At 71.1% G+C, this 19,699-nt stretch carries 15 protein-coding genes; 7 read left to right on the top strand and 8 right to left on the bottom strand.

Going from position 1 to position 19,699, the window contains the following annotated elements:
- Positions 1-340: 340 nt before the first annotated feature.
- The gene (secA, locus tag ACFUJY_RS32980; RefSeq protein WP_383306475.1) at positions 341-3,163 is read right to left on the bottom strand and encodes a preprotein translocase subunit SecA; all 2,823 of its coding nucleotides are present in this window, start codon (positions 3,161-3,163) and stop codon (positions 341-343) included.
- Between the two features lie 251 nt (positions 3,164-3,414).
- On the opposite strand from secA, the gene ACFUJY_RS32975 reads away from it, so the two are divergent.
- Positions 3,415-4,005: a GNAT family N-acetyltransferase gene (locus tag ACFUJY_RS32975; protein WP_383306535.1), complete on the top strand. Its 591-nt coding sequence runs from the start codon at positions 3,415-3,417 to the stop codon at positions 4,003-4,005.
- 10 nt (positions 4,006-4,015) lie between these two features.
- On the top strand, positions 4,016-5,191 hold the full coding sequence (locus tag ACFUJY_RS32970) for a winged helix-turn-helix domain-containing protein (protein ID WP_383306473.1): 1,176 nt from the start codon (positions 4,016-4,018) through the stop codon (positions 5,189-5,191).
- Positions 5,192-5,222: 31 nt separating this feature from the next.
- On the opposite strand, the gene ACFUJY_RS32965 is transcribed toward ACFUJY_RS32970, so the two are convergent.
- From ACFUJY_RS32965 to mtnA, 7 genes are all read right to left on the bottom strand, one after another.
- Positions 5,223-5,978: a response regulator gene (locus ACFUJY_RS32965; protein WP_383306471.1), complete on the bottom strand. Its 756-nt coding sequence runs from the start codon at positions 5,976-5,978 to the stop codon at positions 5,223-5,225.
- Between the two features lie 184 nt (positions 5,979-6,162).
- Entirely contained in the window at positions 6,163-6,852 is a 690-nt protein-coding gene (hpf, locus tag ACFUJY_RS32960) for a ribosome hibernation-promoting factor, HPF/YfiA family (protein WP_383306469.1), read from the bottom strand.
- 322 nt (positions 6,853-7,174) lie between these two features.
- Positions 7,175-7,921, bottom strand: coding sequence for a ComF family protein (locus ACFUJY_RS32955; protein WP_383306467.1), 747 nt, complete (start codon positions 7,919-7,921; stop codon positions 7,175-7,177).
- 69 nt (positions 7,922-7,990) lie between these two features.
- Positions 7,991-9,760, bottom strand: coding sequence for an LpqB family beta-propeller domain-containing protein (locus ACFUJY_RS32950; protein ID WP_383306533.1), 1,770 nt, complete (start codon positions 9,758-9,760; stop codon positions 7,991-7,993).
- Between the two features lie 85 nt (positions 9,761-9,845).
- The gene (gene mtrB / locus ACFUJY_RS32945) at positions 9,846-11,888 is read right to left on the bottom strand and encodes an MtrAB system histidine kinase MtrB (protein ID WP_383306465.1); all 2,043 of its coding nucleotides are present in this window, start codon (positions 11,886-11,888) and stop codon (positions 9,846-9,848) included.
- A gap of 1 nt (position 11,889) precedes the next feature.
- Positions 11,890-12,579: a two-component system response regulator MtrA gene (gene mtrA, locus ACFUJY_RS32940; RefSeq protein WP_005316841.1), complete on the bottom strand. Its 690-nt coding sequence runs from the start codon at positions 12,577-12,579 to the stop codon at positions 11,890-11,892.
- Positions 12,580-12,583: 4 nt separating this feature from the next.
- Positions 12,584-13,729, bottom strand: a complete 1,146-nt coding sequence (gene mtnA, locus ACFUJY_RS32935) for an S-methyl-5-thioribose-1-phosphate isomerase (protein ID WP_383306462.1) — start codon at positions 13,727-13,729, stop codon at positions 12,584-12,586.
- A 140-nt stretch (positions 13,730-13,869) separates the two neighbouring features.
- Here mtnA and ACFUJY_RS32930 point away from each other — a divergent pair, with 140 nt between their 5' ends.
- Genes ACFUJY_RS32930 through ACFUJY_RS32910 form a run of 5 tightly spaced genes read left to right on the top strand, consistent with a single transcriptional unit; the run spans position 13,870 to position 19,561 of the window.
- Positions 13,870-15,324 (top strand): glycerophosphoryl diester phosphodiesterase membrane domain-containing protein, encoded by a 1,455-nt coding sequence (locus ACFUJY_RS32930; RefSeq protein WP_383306460.1) that lies wholly within the window; start codon positions 13,870-13,872, stop codon positions 15,322-15,324.
- 4 nt (positions 15,325-15,328) lie between these two features.
- On the top strand, positions 15,329-16,015 hold the full coding sequence (locus ACFUJY_RS32925) for a DUF4129 domain-containing protein (protein ID WP_383306458.1): 687 nt from the start codon (positions 15,329-15,331) through the stop codon (positions 16,013-16,015).
- Complete coding sequence (locus tag ACFUJY_RS32920) at positions 16,012-17,232, top strand: DUF4350 domain-containing protein (protein ID WP_383306456.1); 1,221 nt, start codon at positions 16,012-16,014, stop codon at positions 17,230-17,232. Before ACFUJY_RS32925 ends, ACFUJY_RS32920 begins: the two co-directional genes overlap by 4 nt.
- Positions 17,229-18,239 carry an AAA family ATPase gene (locus tag ACFUJY_RS32915; protein ID WP_383306454.1) on the top strand — a complete coding sequence of 337 codons (1,011 nt, stop codon included), beginning with the start codon at positions 17,229-17,231 and terminating at the stop codon, positions 18,237-18,239. The genes ACFUJY_RS32920 and ACFUJY_RS32915 overlap by 4 nt, the downstream gene beginning before the upstream one ends.
- A gap of 11 nt (positions 18,240-18,250) precedes the next feature.
- The gene (locus ACFUJY_RS32910; RefSeq protein ID WP_383306452.1) at positions 18,251-19,561 is read left to right on the top strand and encodes a DUF58 domain-containing protein; all 1,311 of its coding nucleotides are present in this window, start codon (positions 18,251-18,253) and stop codon (positions 19,559-19,561) included.
- Positions 19,562-19,699 lie beyond the last annotated feature (138 nt).

Here is a 19,699-nt window from a genome sequence, read left to right as displayed (position 1 = left end):
GGCCTCACACACGCGCGTCCAGCGCCTCACCTGCCCCTCCCCAACCCCACCCATCCGCACCCTCTCGACCCCACCGGCCCCCCTCCAGCCCCTCCGGCGTTTGAGGAGCGGGGTCCCGGGCGGAGCCCCGGGCCCCCCTCCAGCCCCTCCGGCGTTTGAGGAGCGGGGTCCGGGGCGGAGCCCCGGTTTCGGGAAGGGGCGGGTAGGGGAACAGGCCCGCCGCAGGCGCCCCCACCGCGCACCCCACCCGCACCCCACCGCCCCGAGCCCGCCCCAAACGCAACCGGGCCGGACACCACCCGGTGTCCGGCCCAGCCACAACGCACAACGTCAGCGCAAGCTACTTCTTACGCCGCCGCCCCCCAGAAGACTTCTGCGCCTTACGCCGCTCCGCCCGAGTAAGCCCGTCCGACCCCGCACCGGCCCCGGACCCCGACCCACCGTCCACATTCGCGAAGTCGCCCTCGACGACCCCGCCCTCCCCATCGACCGTGGGAGCGGAGAAGTGCAGCCGGTCCGGCCGCTGCGGAGCGTCCAGCCCCTTGGCCCGGATCTCCGGCCGCCCGGCCGGCACCGCGTCCTCCTTGGACAGCGAGGTCACGGCGTCCTCCACCGGCACCTCCTCGACCTGCTGCTCGACCTGGACCTCCAGGTTGAACAGGTAGCCGACGGACTCCTCCTTGATGCCCTCCATCATGGCGTTGAACATGTCGAAGCCCTCACGCTGGTACTCGACCAGCGGGTCCTTCTGCGCCATGGCCCGCAGGCCGATGCCCTCCTGGAGGTAGTCCATCTCGTAGAGGTGTTCACGCCACTTGCGGTCCAGGACGGACAGCACCACGCGCCGCTCCAGCTCACGCATGATCTCGGAGCCGAGCGTCTTCTCCCGCTCGTCGTACTGCTCGTGGATGTCTTCCTTGACCGACTCGGCGATAAACTCCGCGGTGACCCCGGCCAGATCCCCCGCGGTCTCCTCCAGCTCGGCGACGGTGACCTTCACCGGGTAGAGCTGCTTGAACGCGCCCCACAGCCGGTCGAGGTCCCACTCCTCGGCGAAGCCCTCCGCCGTCTCCTGACGGATGTAGTCGTCGATCGTGTCGTCCATGAAGTGGCGGATCTGCTCCTGGAGGTCCTCGCCCTCCAGGACCCGGCGCCGCTCACCGTAGATGACCTCACGCTGCCGGTTGAGCACCTCGTCGTACTTCAGGACGTTCTTGCGCGTCTCGAAGTTCTGCTGCTCGACCTGCGACTGCGCGGACGCGATGGCCCGCGTGACCATCTTGTTCTCGATCGGCACGTCGTCCGGCACGTTGGCCATCGACATGACGCGCTCGACCATCTGCGCCTTGAACAGCCGCATCAGGTCGTCGCCCAGCGACAGGTAGAAGCGGGACTCGCCCGGGTCGCCCTGACGGCCGGAACGACCGCGCAGCTGGTTGTCGATGCGGCGCGACTCGTGGCGCTCGGTGCCCAGCACGTACAGCCCGCCGAGGTCCTTGACCTCCTCGAACTCCGCCCGCACGGACTCCTCGGCCTTCTCCAGCGCGGCGGGAAGGGCGGCCGCCCACTCCTCGACGTGCTCGACGGGGTCGAGACCGCGCTGCCGCAGCTCCGCCTCGGCGAGGTCGTCCGGGTTGCCGCCGAGCTTGATGTCGGTGCCTCGTCCGGCCATGTTCGTCGCGACGGTCACCGCGCCCTTGCGGCCGGCCTGGGCGACGATCGTCGCCTCCCGGTCGTGCTGCTTGGCGTTGAGCACCTCGTGCTGGACACCGCGCTTGGAGAGCTGCTGCGAGAGGTACTCCGACTTCTCGACGGAGGTGGTGCCGACCAGGATCGGCTGCCCCTTCTCGTGCTTCTCGGCGATGTCGTCCACGACGGCGGCGAACTTCGCGACCTCGGTGCGGTAGATCAGGTCCGACTGGTCGACGCGCTGCATCGGCCGGTTCGTCGGGATCGGCACGACGCCCAGCTTGTAGATCTGGTGGAACTCGGCGGCCTCGGTCATCGCCGTACCGGTCATGCCGGAGAGCTTGTTGTACAGGCGGAAGAAGTTCTGCAGGGTGATCGTGGCGAGCGTCTGGTTCTCGTCCTTGATGTCCACCCCTTCCTTCGCCTCGATCGCCTGGTGCATGCCCTCGTTGTAACGGCGGCCGGCGAGGATACGGCCGGTGTGCTCGTCGACGATCATGACTTCGCCGTCGATGACGACGTAGTCCTTGTCCTTCTTGAAGAGTTCCTTGGCCTTGATGGCGTTGTTGAGGTACCCGACGAGGGGGGTGTTCACCGACTCGTACAGGTTGTCGATACCGAGCCAGTCCTCGACCTTGGAGACACCGGACTCGTGGATCGCCACGGTCCGCTTCTTCTCGTCGACCTCGTAGTCGCCGGTCTCCTCGATGCCCTTGAGCGGGTTGCCCGCCTCGCCCTTGGTGAGGCGCGTGACCAGCTTGGCGAAGTCGCCGTACCACTTGGTGGCCTGGTCGGCGGGGCCGGAGATGATCAGCGGCGTACGCGCCTCGTCCACCAGGATCGAGTCGACCTCGTCCACGATCGCGAAGTTGTGGCCGCGCTGGACCAGCTCGTCCTTCGACCACGCCATGTTGTCGCGGAGGTAGTCGAACCCGAACTCGTTGTTCGTGCCGTACGTGATGTCGCAGGCGTACTGCTCACGGCGCTGGGCCGGCGTCATGTTCGCGATGATGCAGCCGACATTGAGGCCGAGGAACTTGTGGACCCGGCCCATCATCTCGGAGTCACGCGAGGCCAGGTAGTCGTTCACCGTGATCAGGTGGACGCCGTCGCCGGACAGGGCGTTCAGATACGCCGGCAGCGTGCCGACGAGGGTCTTGCCCTCACCGGTCTTCATCTCGGCCACATAGCCGAGGTGCAGCGCGGCGCCGCCCATGATCTGGACGTCGTAGTGGCGCTGGCCGAGAACGCGCTTGGCCGCCTCGCGGACGGTGGCGAACGCCTCGGGGAGCAGGTCGTCCAGGCTCTCGCCGTCCGCGTACCGTTCCTTGTACTCGTCGGTGAGCGCCCGCAGCTCGGCGTCGGAGAGGTTGACGAAGTCCTCTTCGATGGAGCTGACCTGGTCCGCGATGCGGTGCAGTTTGCGCAGGATCTTGCCTTCGCCTGCACGCATGAGCTTGTTGAAGACGGACACTGAGGCTGGTCTCCTTGCCGGTCGGGCCTGGGCACTGGGTCGTGTGATGGACTCTGGCACGGGCACGGCAGGTGGGCCCCACCGCAACGGTCATCGTAAGCGAGGACCCCGCCGCGCCGGGAGGGCTGCCACCGCGTTGTCCCCGCGGTGCCCTTCAGAGTCAACGGACGAAGGGCACCGAAGGTGCCGGGGAACCACGAAAAGTACTCGCGTCCTCACCGGCGCCTCACCAGAATCCCTTCATGGAACCCTTGGAACCGATCACCCTCACCACCGACCGCCTGCTGCTGCGCCCCTTCACCGCCGAGGACACCGACGCGGTGTACGAGGCCTGCCAGGACCCGGACATCCAGCGCTGGACGGTCGTCCCCTCGCCGTACGCGCGCTCGGACGCGGAGTTCTTCACGGAGCGGCTGTCGCCCGACGGCTGGCGGGACGGCTCGATGTACAACTTCGCGGTGCGGACCCGTGCGGACGGGGCGCTGACGGGCGCGCTCGGCGTCAACCGGCGGACCCTCTCGGGGACGTACGAGATCGGCTTCTGGACCGCCGCGGAGCAGCGCGGCCGCGGCTACATGACCGAGGCCGTCCTGTGCGCCGCCCGCTGGTCCTTCACCGCGCTCGGCTGCGACCGGCTGGAGTGGCGTGCGGAGGTCGGCAACGTGCCCTCGCGGGCCGTCGCCCTGCGGGCCGGCTTCCGCATGGAGGGTGAGCAGCGCTCGGGGCTGCTCAACAAGGGCGTGCGCCGCGACACGTGGGCGGGCGCGCTGCTCCCCGCGGACCTCGGCCTGCCGGGCACCGCCGCCTACGTTCCGGCGGGCGGTGTCAGTGCCGCCCCCTAGAGTGCGGAGCATGACGTCTGTGCAGCCACCCGCAGTCGAACTCTCCGCCGACCAGGCCCGCCGGATAGCCCTGCGGGCCCAGGGTTTCCTGGGCGCGCCGGACCGGCGGTCGGGGGTGCCCGGGGTGCTGCGCCACCTCGGCGCCGTACAGCTGGACACGATCTCGGTGCTGGCCCGCTCGCACGAGCTGATCCCGTACGCGCGCCTCGGCGCGATCGGGCGGCGTGCGGTCGAGGAGGCGTACTGGTCGGGTGGCCGCGCCTTCGAGTACTGGTCGCACGCGGCGTGCATCCTGCCCGTCGAGGAGTGGCCGCACTTCGCGTTCCGGCGGCGCGCCTACCGGGCCCGGCCGCAGTGGTCCCACGACCTGCCGGACGGGGCGTACGACACCGTTATCAAGCAGTTGACCGCCGAGGGCCCGCTGACGGCGACGGAGCTGGGCGGCGCGAAGAACGGCGGGGAGTGGTGGGACTGGTCCGCCTCGAAGGTCGCCGTCGAACGGGCCCTGATGTACGGCGAGGTGGTCTGCACCGAGCGGCGCGGCTGGAAGCGGGTCTACGACCTCGCGGAGCGCGCCCTGCCGGACACCGTGCTGCACGACGACCTGGACGACGCGGAGTGCCTGCGCCGGCTCGTGGCGCTCGCCGGGCGGTCGCTCGGCGTGGGCACCCGGGCGGACATCGCCGACTACCACCGCATCAAGGGCGAGCAGTTCGACGCCGTGGTGGCGGACTCCGGGCTCGTGCCGGTGGCCGTGGAGGGCTGGTCGAAGCCGGCCTGGGCGGACCCGGCGGCACTGGCCTCCGAGCCCCGCGGCCGGCACCGGACGACGCTGCTCTCGCCGTTCGACTCGCTGGTCTGGGAGCGGGCACGGACCGAGCGGATCTTCGGCTTCACCCACCGCCTTGAGGCGTACGTGCCCAAGCAGAAGCGGGTCCACGGCTATTTCGCGATGCCGCTGCTGGCCGGCGGCCGGCTTCAGGGCCGGGTCGATCCCGCCCGCGAGGGGACGACGCTGATCGCCCGGCAGGTGTCCCTGACGGGCGCGAAGGCGGTGGCGCCGATGGCTCAGGCCCTGGTGGAGGCGGCGTCCTGGGTCGGCTGCACGGATGTCCGCCTCGACCGGGTGGAGGCTCCGGAGCTGCGTGGTCCGCTCGCGGCGGAAATCGGCCGCCTGCTGTCCTGACCGCGCCCGGTGCGCCGGCCGCCGCGCCGGTTCACCGGATCTCCAGGATCTTCTCCCGCATGGCGTAGACGACCGCTTCCATCCGGGAGTGGAGCTGGAGCTTCTCCAGAATGTTGCGGACGTGGTTCTTCACGGTGTTCTCGGAAATGAACAGTTCCTTCGCGATATCGCGATTGTTCATGCCGGTGGCGACCAGTTTGAGGACTTCCAGTTCCCGTTCGGTGAGCCGGGGCGCCGGCACCAGACGGCGTTCGTCGGTGCGCTGGATCATCGACTTGAACTCGGTGAGCAGTTTCGACGCCATGGACGGGCTGATCTGGGACTGCCCGTCGGCGACGGCGCGAATCGCGGTGGACACCTCGTCCGTGGAGATCTCCTTGAGGAGATACCCGGTGGCCCCGGCCTTGATCGCCTCGTAGAGATCGGCTTCCTCGTCGCTGATCGTCAGCATGATGATCTTCGCGCTGGGGGCCACTTCCTTGATGGACGTGCAGGCTTCGATTCCGCCGCGCCGGGGCATCCGGACGTCCATCAGCACGATGTCCGGGAGCAGGTCGGCCGCCTTGTCGACCGCTTCGGCGCCGTCCCCGGCCTCGCCGACGACCTCGATGTCCTCCTCGTGCGCGAGGACGATCTCCAGGCCTCTGCGGAAGAGCGCGTGGTCGTCGACCACCAGGACCCGGATGGGCTCCTTGCGGTAGCCGCCGTCCCGGTCCGCACCGCCGAGACCGCGTGCGGCGTCGTCGGCCTCACTCGCGTCGCGCACGGGCCCGAAGGTGTCCGCCATCGTTCCTCCCCCTGAAGGCCACGGCCTGAAATTCACGAACGGTCCGCCAACGGCAGTCCGCAGAGCACCGATTGGCTTGGCACCCATGATTTCATGCCGGGACGTCAGTTCGGTGATGACTTGGTGACAGACGGGTGCCCCTGGGGGCGCACGGACGCTCCAGGGGCACCACTCGATGGTGGCGTCAGCCGCCGAGCGCGCCGCCCGCGCCGCCCGCCTCGTCGGCGGCCAGCGGGTCGGTCCTCAGATGAATGACACCGTAGTCGTAGGCGTGCCGCCGGTAGACGACACTGGGTTCCTTCGTCTCGTTGTCCACGAACAGATAGAAGTCGTGTCCGACCAGTTCCATCTCGTAGAGGGCCTGGTCGAGCGACATGGGCGCCGCGACGTGCGTCTTCTCGCGCATCACCAGCGGTCCTTCGCCCTGCACCTCGAGCGAACCGACCCTGGTGGTGGGTACGGCCTGTGCCGTCTCGTCGGGAATCAGCTCGCCGTCGCCGTTGAAGGATGCCGCGTCCGGCACCATCTCTCCGACCTCGGCAGCGGGGATGCGTCCCGTGCCCCGGCGGCTGTAGCGCTTGTCGTGCTGCTTGCGCAGCCGGGCCTCCAGCTTTCCGGTGGCCAGGTCCAGCGCTGCGTACGGGTCGCCTGCGGCCGCTTCCGCCCTGATGACCGGTCCACGCGAGCGGAGGGTGATCTCCACCCGGTCGGAGCGGTCAGCCTGACGAGGGTTCGGCTCCTTGGACACCTCCACGTCGAGGCTGATCACCTTGCCGTCGAACTTCTGGATCTTGTCCAGCTTCAGCTTCTCGGCCACGTGCTTGCGGAACCGCTCGGGCACCTCGGTCTTGCGGCCCTTGACGACGATGTCCACGCAGAACTCCGTTCCCGGATCGCTCCGCTCGGCGGCGGAGCATCTCCCTTTTGCACCAGGCCCCGGTGATGGCCGGGACCGCGGACTCGGTGACTTCCACCTCCTCCTCCCCAGCCGGCTGGGTTTCCACCCCACCGGATTTCCGGTTTCCGAACCACTGGTGGGTCGCCTGCCCGAAACCTGATGGTGCATTCGTCGAGGGCCGGCATTCACCATTCCTCACAACCGAACATAGCCTGCCCGGACGGATGTCGGCACCCGCTACTCGCACGTACCTCCGTTCAGGTCTCTTCGCTCCCTCACTACCTGCAACGATGCAAGTTCATTTCCAGTTCCGGTTTATTTCGCGGCCGACGGGACATGCTGCGTCGAAGGCCGGCGGGGAGGCCGCGACCACGGCCGCGTCGCGTACGCCGGGCTCCGTGCGCCCACACGCGGCGTCGAGCGCCCGGGCCGCCTCGGCCAGCGTGGCCCCCGTGGTGAGCAGGTCGTCCACCAGCACCACCCGTCCGGCGGAGAGCAGCCGCCCGCCTCCGGCCACCACGTCCAGCGCACCGGCCAGGTTGGCCCGGCGCTCCGCCGCGGTCAGACCCGACTGGTCGGCCACCGCCCGCCGCTGCCGCAGCACCGCGGCGACGGTCGCCGGGACGCCTGTCCGCCGCAGCCGGACGGCCGCCGCCAGGGCGATCCGGCGAGCGGGGTCGTGCCCGCGCGCCGCGACGGCCCGGCGCGCGGAAGGCACCGGTACGAGCAGCAGTGGCCGCCCGTCGGGATGCCGCCCCGCTCCGGCCCGTACCGCGCCCGCCAGGGCCCGCCCGAGGGGGCGCGCCATCGCGAGCACGCCGCGCTCCTTGTGGGCCAGCAGGACCGCCCGCGCCGCGCCCTCGTACCCGGCGGCGGCGTGCACCACGGGCAGCCCGGGCGGCTCCGGCGAGGGCCGCACCCGGCGCGGTGCGCCACCGTGCACCTGTGCGCCGCACGCTTCGCACAGCTCCGTCCGCGCCCTGCCGCAGCCGCCGCAGGACACCGGAAGAACGAGCCCGCTGATCTCCTGCCACCACCCCCGCACACCTCAACTGTGCTCCTCGCGGAGCCGGCGGGCCACCCCTGTGGAAAACCCCGGCCGGGCGGCGGTGCGTCAGCCCGGGTAGACCAGCGCCGAGCCCTCCTTGAGGACGGTCTGCCAGCTGTCCCCGGGGAGCAGCTTCACTATCCCGTCGCCGAAGGTGTCCGCCATCAGCGGCAGCTGTTCGTCGTCGGCGGCGGCGATGGCCAGCACCTGGTTCACCCCGGGCAGGACGCCCGAGGAGGGCGTCGAGCCGTCCGCCTGCACGTAACGCACCTGCTGCACGCCGCCCTGCTCCTTGCCGACGACCACGAGGCGGCTGCGGCCGGACCAGGACACCGCCGTCACGTCGGCGAACTGCGGCGCCGCCTGGCGCAGGTCGACCACCGACACCTGGGCGTCGTCCTGCGGGCCGAGCCGCTCGATCCGGCCGATCTTCAGCGTCGTGTGGCCGTCCTTCGTCAGCAGCAGCGCTATGCGCACCCCGTCCGACGAGAGCCGCAGCGCGGCGATGCGGCTGCCGCCCAGGCTCGGCACGGGCACTTCCTGCGCCTTGCCCGTGCCGTGGGGAAGCCGCAGCAGCCTGGAGTTCTCCGGGTCGCGGTCGGCGACCCAGAGGTCGCCCCGGCCGTCCCAGCTGGGCGCCGTCAGCCGGTCCTCGGGGTCGGCCCCCTTGCTCGTCACGGCCGGTACGGGGAGCTCGCCGTCCACCGCGATGGAGGCCACGTAGAGCGACCCGTGGTGCTGGGAGAGCGCCGCCGCCGACTGCTCGTCCCGGGCCACGCCGACCGCGCTCACCTTCAGCGCGCCGTCGCCGAAGGGGCCGGCCACCGGTTCCGGCTCGCCGCTGCCCCTGGTGCTGCCCGGGATGCGCTCGACCCGGCCCTTGGCGTCCACGAAGTACTGGCTGTCGGGTCCGCCGGAGGAGGCGTCGGGGGCGTACTCCTCGGCCTGGTCCGCGTCGAGCACGCACAGCGGCGAACCGTCGGAACGCTGCAACTCCACCTGCTCGACCCGCGCGGATGTCAGGTCCCGGAGGGTGAAGAGGACCTGCGAGGCCATCATCCGGCAGACCCGCTGCCCGGTCCCGTCCGCGTGCTTGTTGAGCGGGACCTTCAGGACGTTGCGGTCGTCCGGCGTCAGCGAGGCGACCCCCTTCCTGAGGTCCGTCCCCTTGGGGAAGCGCGAGTCGACGACCGGCCGCAGCCAGTCGGTCGGGCCCCGCAGAAGGCTGCGGACCGCCTGCGTCACCGTGTCCATCCCCGTCGCGGGGTCGGTCCGGTTGCGGAGGTAGACGGGGTCGGCGACGAGGGTGGCGTCCGCGTCGGACCGCCCCGTCGCGAAGTAGTACTTATTGACCGAGCGGTACAGCCGCTTGAAGTCGGACTGCCCGAGCACCAGGCCGTCCGACACGGAGTCGATGCGCCATTCCTTGCCCTCCGGCGTCTTCTCCCGCACCAGGTGCACCGTGCGGGAGTAGTCGGTCGGCGCGAGCGGCTGGTACGCGTTCTGCGCGTCGACCGTCGCCACCTGCTCGCCGGTCAGGGTGAAGCTGACCTCGTTCGCGCTGCGGTCGTGGTCGCGGACGGGGCGGTCGCTCCGATTGGGCGCCTTGGCCAGCACGGTGGTCTCCGCGCTCGGCTTCCACCGCCGCGACGCCTCCTTGGTCAGGTACTTGCGCGTCATCCGGAAGTCGGAGTCGTCGCTGGTCATCGACTCGAGGAAGCCGTCCACCACCTCGTTCGGGGTGGCGCCGTCCCGTGGGGCGACCGCGTACACCTGCACCTGGGAGTCACCGGGCTGCGAGGCGTCGACGGCCTTGATGTCCCCGGACACGGGCATCGAGCCGCACGCCGACAGGACGAGCGCGCCGCACCCGACCAGCACGGTCACCCCCACCACACGCCCACGGCCGCCCTGACGACGGTCAGTCCTCACGGATCGTGTCCTCCCGCCCCGGTCCACTCCCCGGAGAGTCGTTGTGACCGGCCTGCCGTTCCTCCGAGGGGCGCGGCACCACGCGCGCCCCACTGCCCGGCAGGGCCGCTGGATGCACCGATGCGGGTGCGGTCCCGGCCGGCACCGCGGCCCGTCCCGGGACCGGCAGCGGGGCGCGGCCGGTACCGGCGTGCTGCGAGGGCACGGCCAGCAGCCGGTGCCCGCCGCCCGTGGCGGAGGTGTCCGTGACGGGGGCCTCCTCGGCCCGCTCCCGGCTCTCCCGGTTGCGCCGCGAGTCCTCCGGCTCCAGCGGTATCGGCGAGCCCCGCAGCGGCTCGTCCGCCGTGCGCGGCAACGTCAGCCGGAACTGGGAACCGCCGCCGGGCTCGCCCCACGCCTGGAGCCAGCCGCCGTGCAGCCGCGCGTCCTCCACCGCGATGGAGAGGCCCAGACCGGTGCCGCCGGTGGTCCGGGCCCGGGCCGGGTCGGCCCGCCAGAAGCGGTTGAAGACCCGGGTCGCCTCGCCGGGCTTCAGCCCCACGCCGTAGTCCCGGACGGCGACGGCGACCGCTCCGCCGGCCGCGCCCAGGCGCACGACCACATCGCGCCCTTCGCCGTGCTCGACGGCGTTGACCACGAGGTTGCGCAGGACCCGTTCGACGCGCCGTGCGTCGGCCTCGGCGATCACCGGCTGCTCGTCGCCGACGACCCGGATCCGGGTGCCCTTGCGCTCGGCGAGCGGTTCTGCGCCGCCGATCACCCGGCGCACCACCTGCCGCAGGTCTATCGGCTCGGCCTCCAGCGCGGCGGCGCCGGCGTCGAAGCGGCTGATCTCCAGCAGGTCGGAGAGCAATGACTCGAAGCGGTCGAGCTGGTCGCCCAGCAGCTCGGCGGACCGGGCTGTGATGGGGTCGAAGTCGGCCCGTGCCTCGTGGATGACGTCGGCGGCCATCCGTACCGTCGTGAGGGGCGTACGCAGCTCGTGCGAGACGTCCGAGACGAACCGCCGCTGCATCCGGGACAGCTCCTCCAGCTGCTGGATCTTCAGCTGGAGGTTCTGCGCCATCTTGTTGAAGGCCTCGCCGAGCCGGGCGATGTCGTCCTCGCCGGTGACCTTCATCCGTTCCTGGAGCCGGCCGGCGGAGAGCCGTTCGGCGATGCCCGCGGCCATGCGCACGGGCGTGACGACCTGGCGCACCACGAACCAGGCGATGGCGCCCAGCAGCACCACCACGAACAGGCCGGCGGTCGCCAGCGTGCCCTTGACCAGGTTCAGGGACTTCTCCTCCTGCGTGAGCGGGAAGACGTAGTACAGCTGGTACGGGTCGCGGTCGATGTCGTAGAGGCGCTTGCCGACGATGAGGCCGGGCTGGGACTCCTGCCCGTTCTCGTACTGGATCAGCGAGTACGTCTGGAAGGCCCCGGGGCCCTTGTTCACCGCGTCCCGCAGGCTCTGCGGAATGCTCACCGCCTTGACGTGCCCCGAACCGCGGGGCGCGCGGGCCCCCTCGTCGGCGCTGAGCGCCATCACGTTGAAGGCGTTCTTGCCGCCACTGGCGAGCTGGTCGAGGAGTTCGGTGCGCCAGGAGTTGTTCTCGATCGTGCCGTCGGCCGCGTCGTCCCCCTGGCCGGCGACGGTGGTGAGCGGCGCGTTGGCCTTCTCCTGGGCGGCCGCGAAGCCGCCCGCGGCCTGTGTCTGGGCCGCCTTGCCCTTCGCGTCGAGCAGGCCGTTGCGCACCTGCCCGATCACGACGAGGCCGAGCAGAAGCACCACTCCGAGCGACATCAGCAGAGTGCCCGCGACGACCCGCAGCTGGAGGTTGCGCCGCCACAGCCGGACGACGGGCAGCAGCGGGCGCCGCACCCAGCGCATCAGCAGTCGCGGCACCGGCCCGCCGGGCGCCCGGTCCTGGAACAACCGGCCGCCCTGCAGGAAACGGTCGACGGGGGACGACGTGTGCCCTGAACCGGCAGCCCGCTCCGCACGGACTCCCGGCTCCCCGGGCTTCGGAGCAGTGCTACCCAGGGACATGTCAGCTCGGTCCGGCCTTGTAACCGACGCCTCGGACGGTCACCACGATCTCCGGCCGCTCCGGGTCCTTCTCGACCTTGGAGCGCAGCCGCTGCACATGCACGTTGACCAGGCGGGTGTCCGCCGCGTGCCGGTAACCCCAGACCTGCTCCAGGAGCACCTCACGGGTGAAGACCTGCCACGGCTTGCGGGCGAGCGCGACCAGCAGGTCGAACTCCAGCGGCGTCAGGGCGATGGACTGCCCGTCCCGCTTCACCGAGTGCCCGGCGACGTCTATGACCAGGTCCCCGATGGTCAGCTGCTCCGGGGCCGGCTCTTCGGACCTGCGCAGACGTGCCCTGATCCGGGCCACCAACTCCTTCGGTTTGAACGGCTTGACGATGTAGTCGTCGGCCCCGGACTCCAGGCCCACCACCACGTCAACCGTGTCGCTCTTGGCAGTGAGCATGACGATCGGCACACCCGACTCGGCCCTGATCAGCCTGCAGACCTCGATGCCGTCCCTGCCGGGCAGCATGAGGTCGAGCAGGACCAGGTCCGGCTTCGCTTCTCGAAATGCAGCAAGTGCCTTGTCGCCGTCCGCTACGAACGACGGCTCGAAACCCTCACCACGCAGCACAATGCCGAGCATCTCGGCCAGTGCGGTGTCGTCGTCGACGACAAGGACGCGTCCCTTCATAAACGACATCATCCCATTAGCTAATCGTTACCTGCGATGATCTGGCACACAGCTCTGCCAGCCCGGCCCCCGTGACCGGCGAGATTACGCCCTCTTCCGTGACGATCGCCGTGACCAGCTCCGGCGGCGTGACATCGAAGGCGGGGTTGTACGACTGAGTCCCCACCGGGGCGACGGGCACTCCGCCCGCCTCCTCCTCCCCCGCTCCGCGCGGCGGGAGTATGAGCTCCGTCACCTCCCGTCCGGAACGCTGTTCCACGGTGATGGACGTCCCGTCCGCGGTGAGCAGATCCACGGTCGTCGTCGGCGCGACCACGATGAACGGTACGTGGTGGTACTTGGCGAGCACCGCCAGCGGATAGCTCCCCACCTTGTTGGCCACCGACCCGTCCGCGGCGATGCGGTCCGCCCCGATCAGCACGGCGTCCACCTCCCCCGCCGCGAACAGCGACCCCGCCGCGTTGTCCGTGAGCAGGCTGTACGGCATGCCGTTGCGCGCCGCCTCGTACGCGGTCAACCGGGCGCCCTGCAACAGGGGACGGGTCTCGTCCACCCACAGCCGCCTCAGCCGCCCCTCCCGGTGGGCTCCGAGCGCCACCGCGAAGGCGGTGCCCTCGCCCCCGGAGACGAGCGCCCCCGTGTTGCAGTGGGTCAGCAGCCGGTGCCCCCCGCCCGGAACCAGCTCGTCCAGCAGGGCGAGCCCGTGCCGGGCCATCCGCCCGCTGGCCTCGGCGTCCTCGCGGTGCAGCGCCCTGGCCTCCGCCAGCGCGGCCGCCCCGGCCCGCTCCTGACCGGTCCCCTTGTCGAGCGCCGCCCAGTACGCCGCGGCGGCCCGGCGCACGCCGTACCCCAGGTTCACAGCGGTGGGCCGCGCCCGCTCCAGAAGTCCGGTGGCCTCCGCCACGTCATAGCCCCGCACGGCGGCCAGAGCCACCCCGTAGGCTCCGGCGATCCCCAGCAGGGGTGCCCCTCGCACGGCGAGCGTCCTGATCGCGTCCACCAGAGCCGGCACATCGGTGCACACCAGCTCCGTCTCCTCCGCGGGCAGCCGCCTCTGGTCGATGAGCACCAGCACGGGGCCTTCCGGAGGTTCGTCCCAGCGAATTGAGGGCAGCCCGGCGGGCTCGCTGCCCACCGGCGTTTGCACGTCCTGATCAGCCATCCGCCCAGTCTGCCCGGTGACCCTCCCGAACCTGAAGGCACGAGCCGGTCACAGGGCCGGGCCCGGACGGCATGGGCGCGTGGCACGATGGCTGCCAGCCTGACGCCGCGACGCGCGGACAGGACCGCGAAGGAGCGACAATGAACGACACTCCGGGCTGGGCCTCGCCCGGATCCGCCCCCTCCGACGACCAGCGAGCGAACGGCCGCGAAACGGACCACCGAGAGCCGGCCGACCGCGAAGCGCCGGGTCAGGAAACGGCACATCGAGAAGCGGCCGGTCAGCAAGCGGCTGGTCAGGAGCGAGACGGCGAGGGAAGAGACGGCGAGGGAAGAGACGGCCAGGAAACGGCCGCCCCGGAGCCGGACCACCTCGAAACGGGCATCCCCCGCCCCTCCGAACCGGCCGACGACACCGCCCCCTCGGGAACCTGGGCCGCCCAGCAGCCGCCCGCCGGCCAGTGGTCCCCTCCAAGCTCCACCGGAACCGGCCCCACCGCCTCGCCGCCCGACCGGGGCTGGGGCACCCCGGCACAAGGGCCTGGTTCCAGCACCGGCCCCGGCTGGGGCGCGCCGCCGCAGCGATCCGGCTGGGGCTCTCCACCGGGCGGAGCCGGCTGGGGCGGCCCGCCGCCGGCGGCGAAGCCCGGCGTCATCCCACTCCGGCCGCTCGGCATCGGCGAGATCCTCGACGGCACCGTCTCCACCATGCGCGCCCACTGGCGCACGGTCCTCGGCATCACGCTCGTGGTCTCCGTGATCGCCCAGGCCGCCATCCTCCTTGTCCAGCGCAACCTGCTGCCCGACCCTCCCTCGGTCGACAGCAACGCCACCGGCTCCGAGGCGCTGCGCCAGGCCACCGAATCGCTCCGGTACAGCCTTCTGGACCTCGCCCCGCCCCTGCTCATCTCGATGCCGGCCACGATCTTCACCACGTCGGTGCTCACCGTGGTGATCAGCCGCTCGGTGCTGGGCCGCCAGGTCAGCCTGTCCGAAGCCTGGGCCGAGGCCCGTCCCAGGCTCCTCCCGCTGCTGGGCCTGACCCTCCTGATCGCCGTCATGGGCGGTGCGATCATGACCGCCGGTATCCTCCCCGGGTTCCTCCTCGGCGACGCGGCGGGAGTCGGCCTCGCATTCCTCGGGCTGCTCGCCGCGACCGGTGTCTTCCTCTGGCTGTCCGTCCGATTCAGCCTGGCCGCCCCCGCGCTGATGCTGGAACGGCAGCCGGTAGCCGCCGCCATGCGGCGCTCCGCGAAGCTGGTCCGCGGCGCCTGGTGGCGGACGTTCGGCGTCCTCGCCCTGACCTGGCTGCTGACACTCATCGTGGGTCTGGTGGTCGGCATCCCCTTCGGCGTCGTCGCGGTGGGTGTGGACGAGGGCACCCTGAGCTCCCTCGTCTCCGGGGAAGTCACCGAGTTCGGCTGGCCGTTCCTGATCGTCACCGCCATCGGTGACGTGATCGCCGCCACCCTCACGTATCCGCTCTCCGCCGGAGTCATGGCCCTTCTCTACGTGGACCAGCGCATCCGCCGCGAAGCGCTCGACCTCGATCTGGCCAGGGCAGCGGGTCTGCCCGGCTTCGGCACCAGGAACTGACACCGTGCCGGGGGCGGGCGGTACGGCAGCACGGCTGCTGGTACGAGCGAGCGGCGGCGCCCCTGTGGAGACCGGCCGCCTCCCCGCCCGGGAGGCGGCCCGGCGCGAACTGTCCAAGGGCGCGTACCACGAGAACGATCCGCACCCCCTCCAACGCGCTCTGGACCACCTGTGGACCTGGTTCGGCGATGTCGTCTCGGCGGCCTCCGTCGCCGCACCGGGCGGACCAGCCGGCCTCATCGTTCTCCTCCTGGCCGTCCTCGGTCTGGGGGCCGCGCTCCGGTGGCGGCTGGGCGTCCCGCGCCCCGGTCGGAGGCCCACCGAAGCACTCTTCGCACACGGTCCACGCAGCGCCGCGGACCACCGTGCCGCCGCCGACACCCACGCGGCGGCCGGACGCTGGAACCAGGCCGTCCAGGAACGGATGCGTGCCATCGTCCGCTCGCTCGAGGAGCGGGCCCTGCTGGAGCCCCGCCCCGGACGCACCGCCGACGAAGCAGCCGCAGAGGCGGGCCGCGCCCTTCCCGCGTACGACGCACGCCTACGGGCGGCGGCCCGGGGCTTCGACGACGTCACATACGGGGGCCGCTCCGCCGACCGGGCGGCGTACCTGACTCTGCTCGACCTCGACCGCGCCGTCGAGACCGCCACCCCGCGACCGGCCGACGCCCGCGAGGGGGCATCCCCATGACACCGGCCACCGCCCCGTCCCCCTCTTCCACCTCCATCTCCGTCACGCCGCACCAGATCTGGCTCCGCTCCCGCGGAGTGCTGCTCGCCGCCCTCCTGCTCGTAGTCGCTGCCATAGCCCTGGCGGCCGCCCGCTCCGGGGACCAGCACGGCCGCCTCGACCCCCGCTCTACGGATCGCTACGGCAGCAGGGCCATCGCCGAACTCCTCAAGGAACACGGCATATCCGTCCGTGTCGTCACCACGCTCCGGGACGCCGTGTCCGCGACAGGCCCCGACACGACACTCCTGGTCACCGCCCCCAACCTGCTGACGCCCCACCAGCAAAGGGCGCTGCACAAAGCGACCGCGACAACGACCGGCCGAACCGTGCTCCTCGGTGCCGATTCCCCCTCGCTCGGCACCCTGGCCCCCGGAGTTCACGCGAAGCCCGCCGTCCCCGTCGTCGCACGGCCCCCGTACTGCTCGTCGCCCGCGGCCCGGAGAGCCGGAGCCGTCGAGACGGGCGGCATCCGCTACGCCGCCCAGCGCCTCGATGCCGAGGCCTGCTACCCCGCAGGGGGGCTTCCCTCCGTGCTCCTCCTGCGCCGGCCCTCGGCCGGCGACACCGTTCTGCTGGGCTCCCCCGACTTCCTGTACAACGAACGTCTCAACCACCAGGGAAACGCGTCCCTGGCCCTGCAACTCCTCGGTTCCCGCGCCCATCTGGTCTGGTACCTCCCCTCGCTCACCGATTCCTCCGCCACCGGCAGCGCGGCCGGTGGTGACGGCACCACGGGCGGCCGGAGCAGCCTCATCGAGCTGATCCCGTCCGGCTGGCTGTGGGGCACACTGCAACTCGCCGTCGCCGCCGTGCTCGCAGCGGTCTGGCGCGCCCGGCGCCTGGGCCCCCTCGTCGCCGAACGCCTGCCCGTGGCCATCCGGGCCTCCGAGTCCACTGAGGGCCGGGCCAGGCTCAGCCGCAGGGCCAATGCCCGCGACCGCGCTGCCGCGTCACTCCGCCACGCGACCCGCGCCAAACTGGCACCTCTCGCCGGTGTCTCCCCCGGGGACGCTGACTCTGCCGCAGTCCTCCTCCCCGCCCTGTCCGCACGCCTCGGTCCGGCTCACGGCAACCTCAGCGACCTGCTTTTCGGCCCAGCCCCCGCCGACGACCGGGCGCTCGTACTTCTGGCAGACCGACTCGACTCCCTCGAAAGAGAGGTCCGAACCTCATGAGCGCCCCACCCCCCGCGCCCACCGGGCCCGTAGGAACCGCCGGGCCAGCCGGCTCCGACGACGCAGCCCGCGCCGCCCTGGAGGCGCTGCGCTCCGAGATCGCCAAGGCCGTGGTCGGTCAGGACCCGGCCGTCACCGGGCTCGTCGTCGCCCTGCTCTGCCGAGGGCATGTACTCCTCGAAGGCGTCCCCGGTGTGGCCAAGACCCTGCTGGTCCGAGCCCTCGCCGCATCGCTCGAACTGGACACCACACGCGTGCAGTTCACACCCGACCTGATGCCGAGCGATGTCACCGGGTCCCTCGTCTACGACGCGCGCACGACCGAGTTCTCCTTCCAGCCCGGCCCCGTCTTCACCAACCTCCTCCTCGCAGACGAGATCAACCGGACGCCTCCCAAGACACAGTCGTCCCTGCTGGAGGCGATGGAAGAGCGACAGGTCACCGTCGACGGCACGCCCCGCCTGTTGCCCGATCCCTTCCTCGTAGCCGCGACGCAGAACCCCGTCGAGTACGAAGGCACGTACCCCCTCCCCGAAGCCCAGCTGGACCGATTTCTACTGAAGATGACCGTCCCGCTGCCCACGCGTGAGGACGAGGTCGCTGTCCTGACCCGCCATGCCGACGGGTTCGACCCCCGTGATCTGAAGGCCGCGGGCATCCGCCCGGTCGCCGGACCCGCCGATCTCGAAGCCGCCCGCGGCGCGGTCGCCAAGACGGCCGTGTCCCCCGAGATCACCGGCTACGTCGTCGATATCTGTCGTGCCACGCGTGAATCCCCCTCGGTCTCTCTCGGTGTCTCCCCCCGTGGAGCCACCGCCCTGCTGTCCACCGCCCGAGCCTGGGCCTGGCTCACCGGCCGCGACTATGTGACCCCGGACGATGTGAAGGCCCTGGCCCTCCCGACGCTCCGGCACCGCATCCAACTGCGCCCGGAAGCCCAGATGGAAGGGGTCACCCCCGACTCCGTCATCACCGCTGTGCTCGCCCAAGTCCCCGTACCCCGGTGAGGCGATGAACCGTGGCCCTCACCGGACGTGCTGCCTTGCTAGCAGCTCTGGGATCACTCCCCGTAGCCGTCGTGGCCCCGAGCTGGACGGGAATGCTCGCGGTCGACGGCCCGCTCTCACTGGCAATTCTGTGCGACTATGCCCTGGCCGCGCCAGTGCGATCGCTGCAGTTCACCCGATCCGGTGATACATCCGTTCGACTCGGCGACCGGGCAGAAGTACAACTCACCGTAGTCAACCCTTCCCGCCGCCCTCTGCGGGCACAGCTCCGCGACGCCTGGCCTCCGAGCAGCTGGCTGCCCGGCACCGAGCCCGCCGCCTCCCGCCACGAGCTGACCGTCCCGGCCGGTGAGCGAAGGCTCATCCGTACGATTCTGCGCCCCACCCGTCGCGGTGACCGTCAGGCCGCACAGATCACCGTCCGCTCGTACGGGCCGCTGGGTCTGGCCGCGCGCCAGGGCAGCCACCGCGTGCCGTGGACGGTACGCGTCCTTCCGCCGTTCACAAGCCGCAAGCATCTCCCTTCGCGGCTCGCCAGGATGCGCGAACTCGACGGTCGTACCAGCGTCCTCACGCGTGGGGAGGGCACGGAGTTCGACAGCCTGCGCGCCTACGTTCCCGGCGACGATGTCCGATCGATCGACTGGCGGGCGACCGCCCGCCAGTCCAAGGTCGCCGTCCGGACCTGGCGCCCGGAACGCGACCGGCATGTCCTGGTCGTCCTCGACACCGGCCGTACCTCGGCGGGCCGGGTCGGCGACGTGCCCCGCCTCGACGCGGCGATGGACGCGACTTTGCTTCTGACGGCGCTCGCCACGCGCGCCGGCGATCGTGTCGGTCTCCTCGCCTACAGCCGCGGTACGAAGGCGAGGGTCCGGGGCCGGGCAGCCGGGGACGTCCTGCCGGCCGTGGTCGATGCCCTGACACCACTGGAACCGGAACTCGTGGAGACCGACACACGAGGACTCGTGGCTGCCGCCATCGCACAGGCCCCTCGGCACTCGCTCGTCGTCCTTCTGACGAGCCTTGACGCGGCTCCTGTCGAAGAAGGGCTGCTGCCCGTGCTGCCCCAGCTCACCCAGCGGCACACCGTCCTGGTCGCGGCGGTGAGTGACCCGCGCATCGCGGACATGGCCGACGCGCGCGGAACAGTGGACGCGATGTACGAGGCGGCCGCCGGTGTCGAGGCCCAGGCTCAACGTCACCGCACCGCGCACAAACTCAGGAACCACGGTGTAGTCGTTGTGGACGCCTCACCCGACGCTCTCGCGCCCGCACTTGCCGATGCCTATCTGGCAGTCAAAGCAGCGGGACGCCTGTAACGCGGGCGCCGGGACGGTCCCCGGACGATGTGATCCGCCCGTGAACGCAGAAAAGCCCCGTGCCAACGGCACGGGGCTTTCCCACAATGATTGTTCGGCGGCGTCCTACTCTCCCACAGGGTCCCCCCTGCAGTACCA

This window comes from Streptomyces sp. NPDC057249 (assembly GCF_042669245.1).
Classification (GTDB): Bacteria; Actinomycetota; Actinomycetes; order Streptomycetales; family Streptomycetaceae; genus Streptomyces.
Note: the sequence above shows the minus strand (reverse complement) of the source record. Positions and strands in the feature narration are given on the sequence as shown.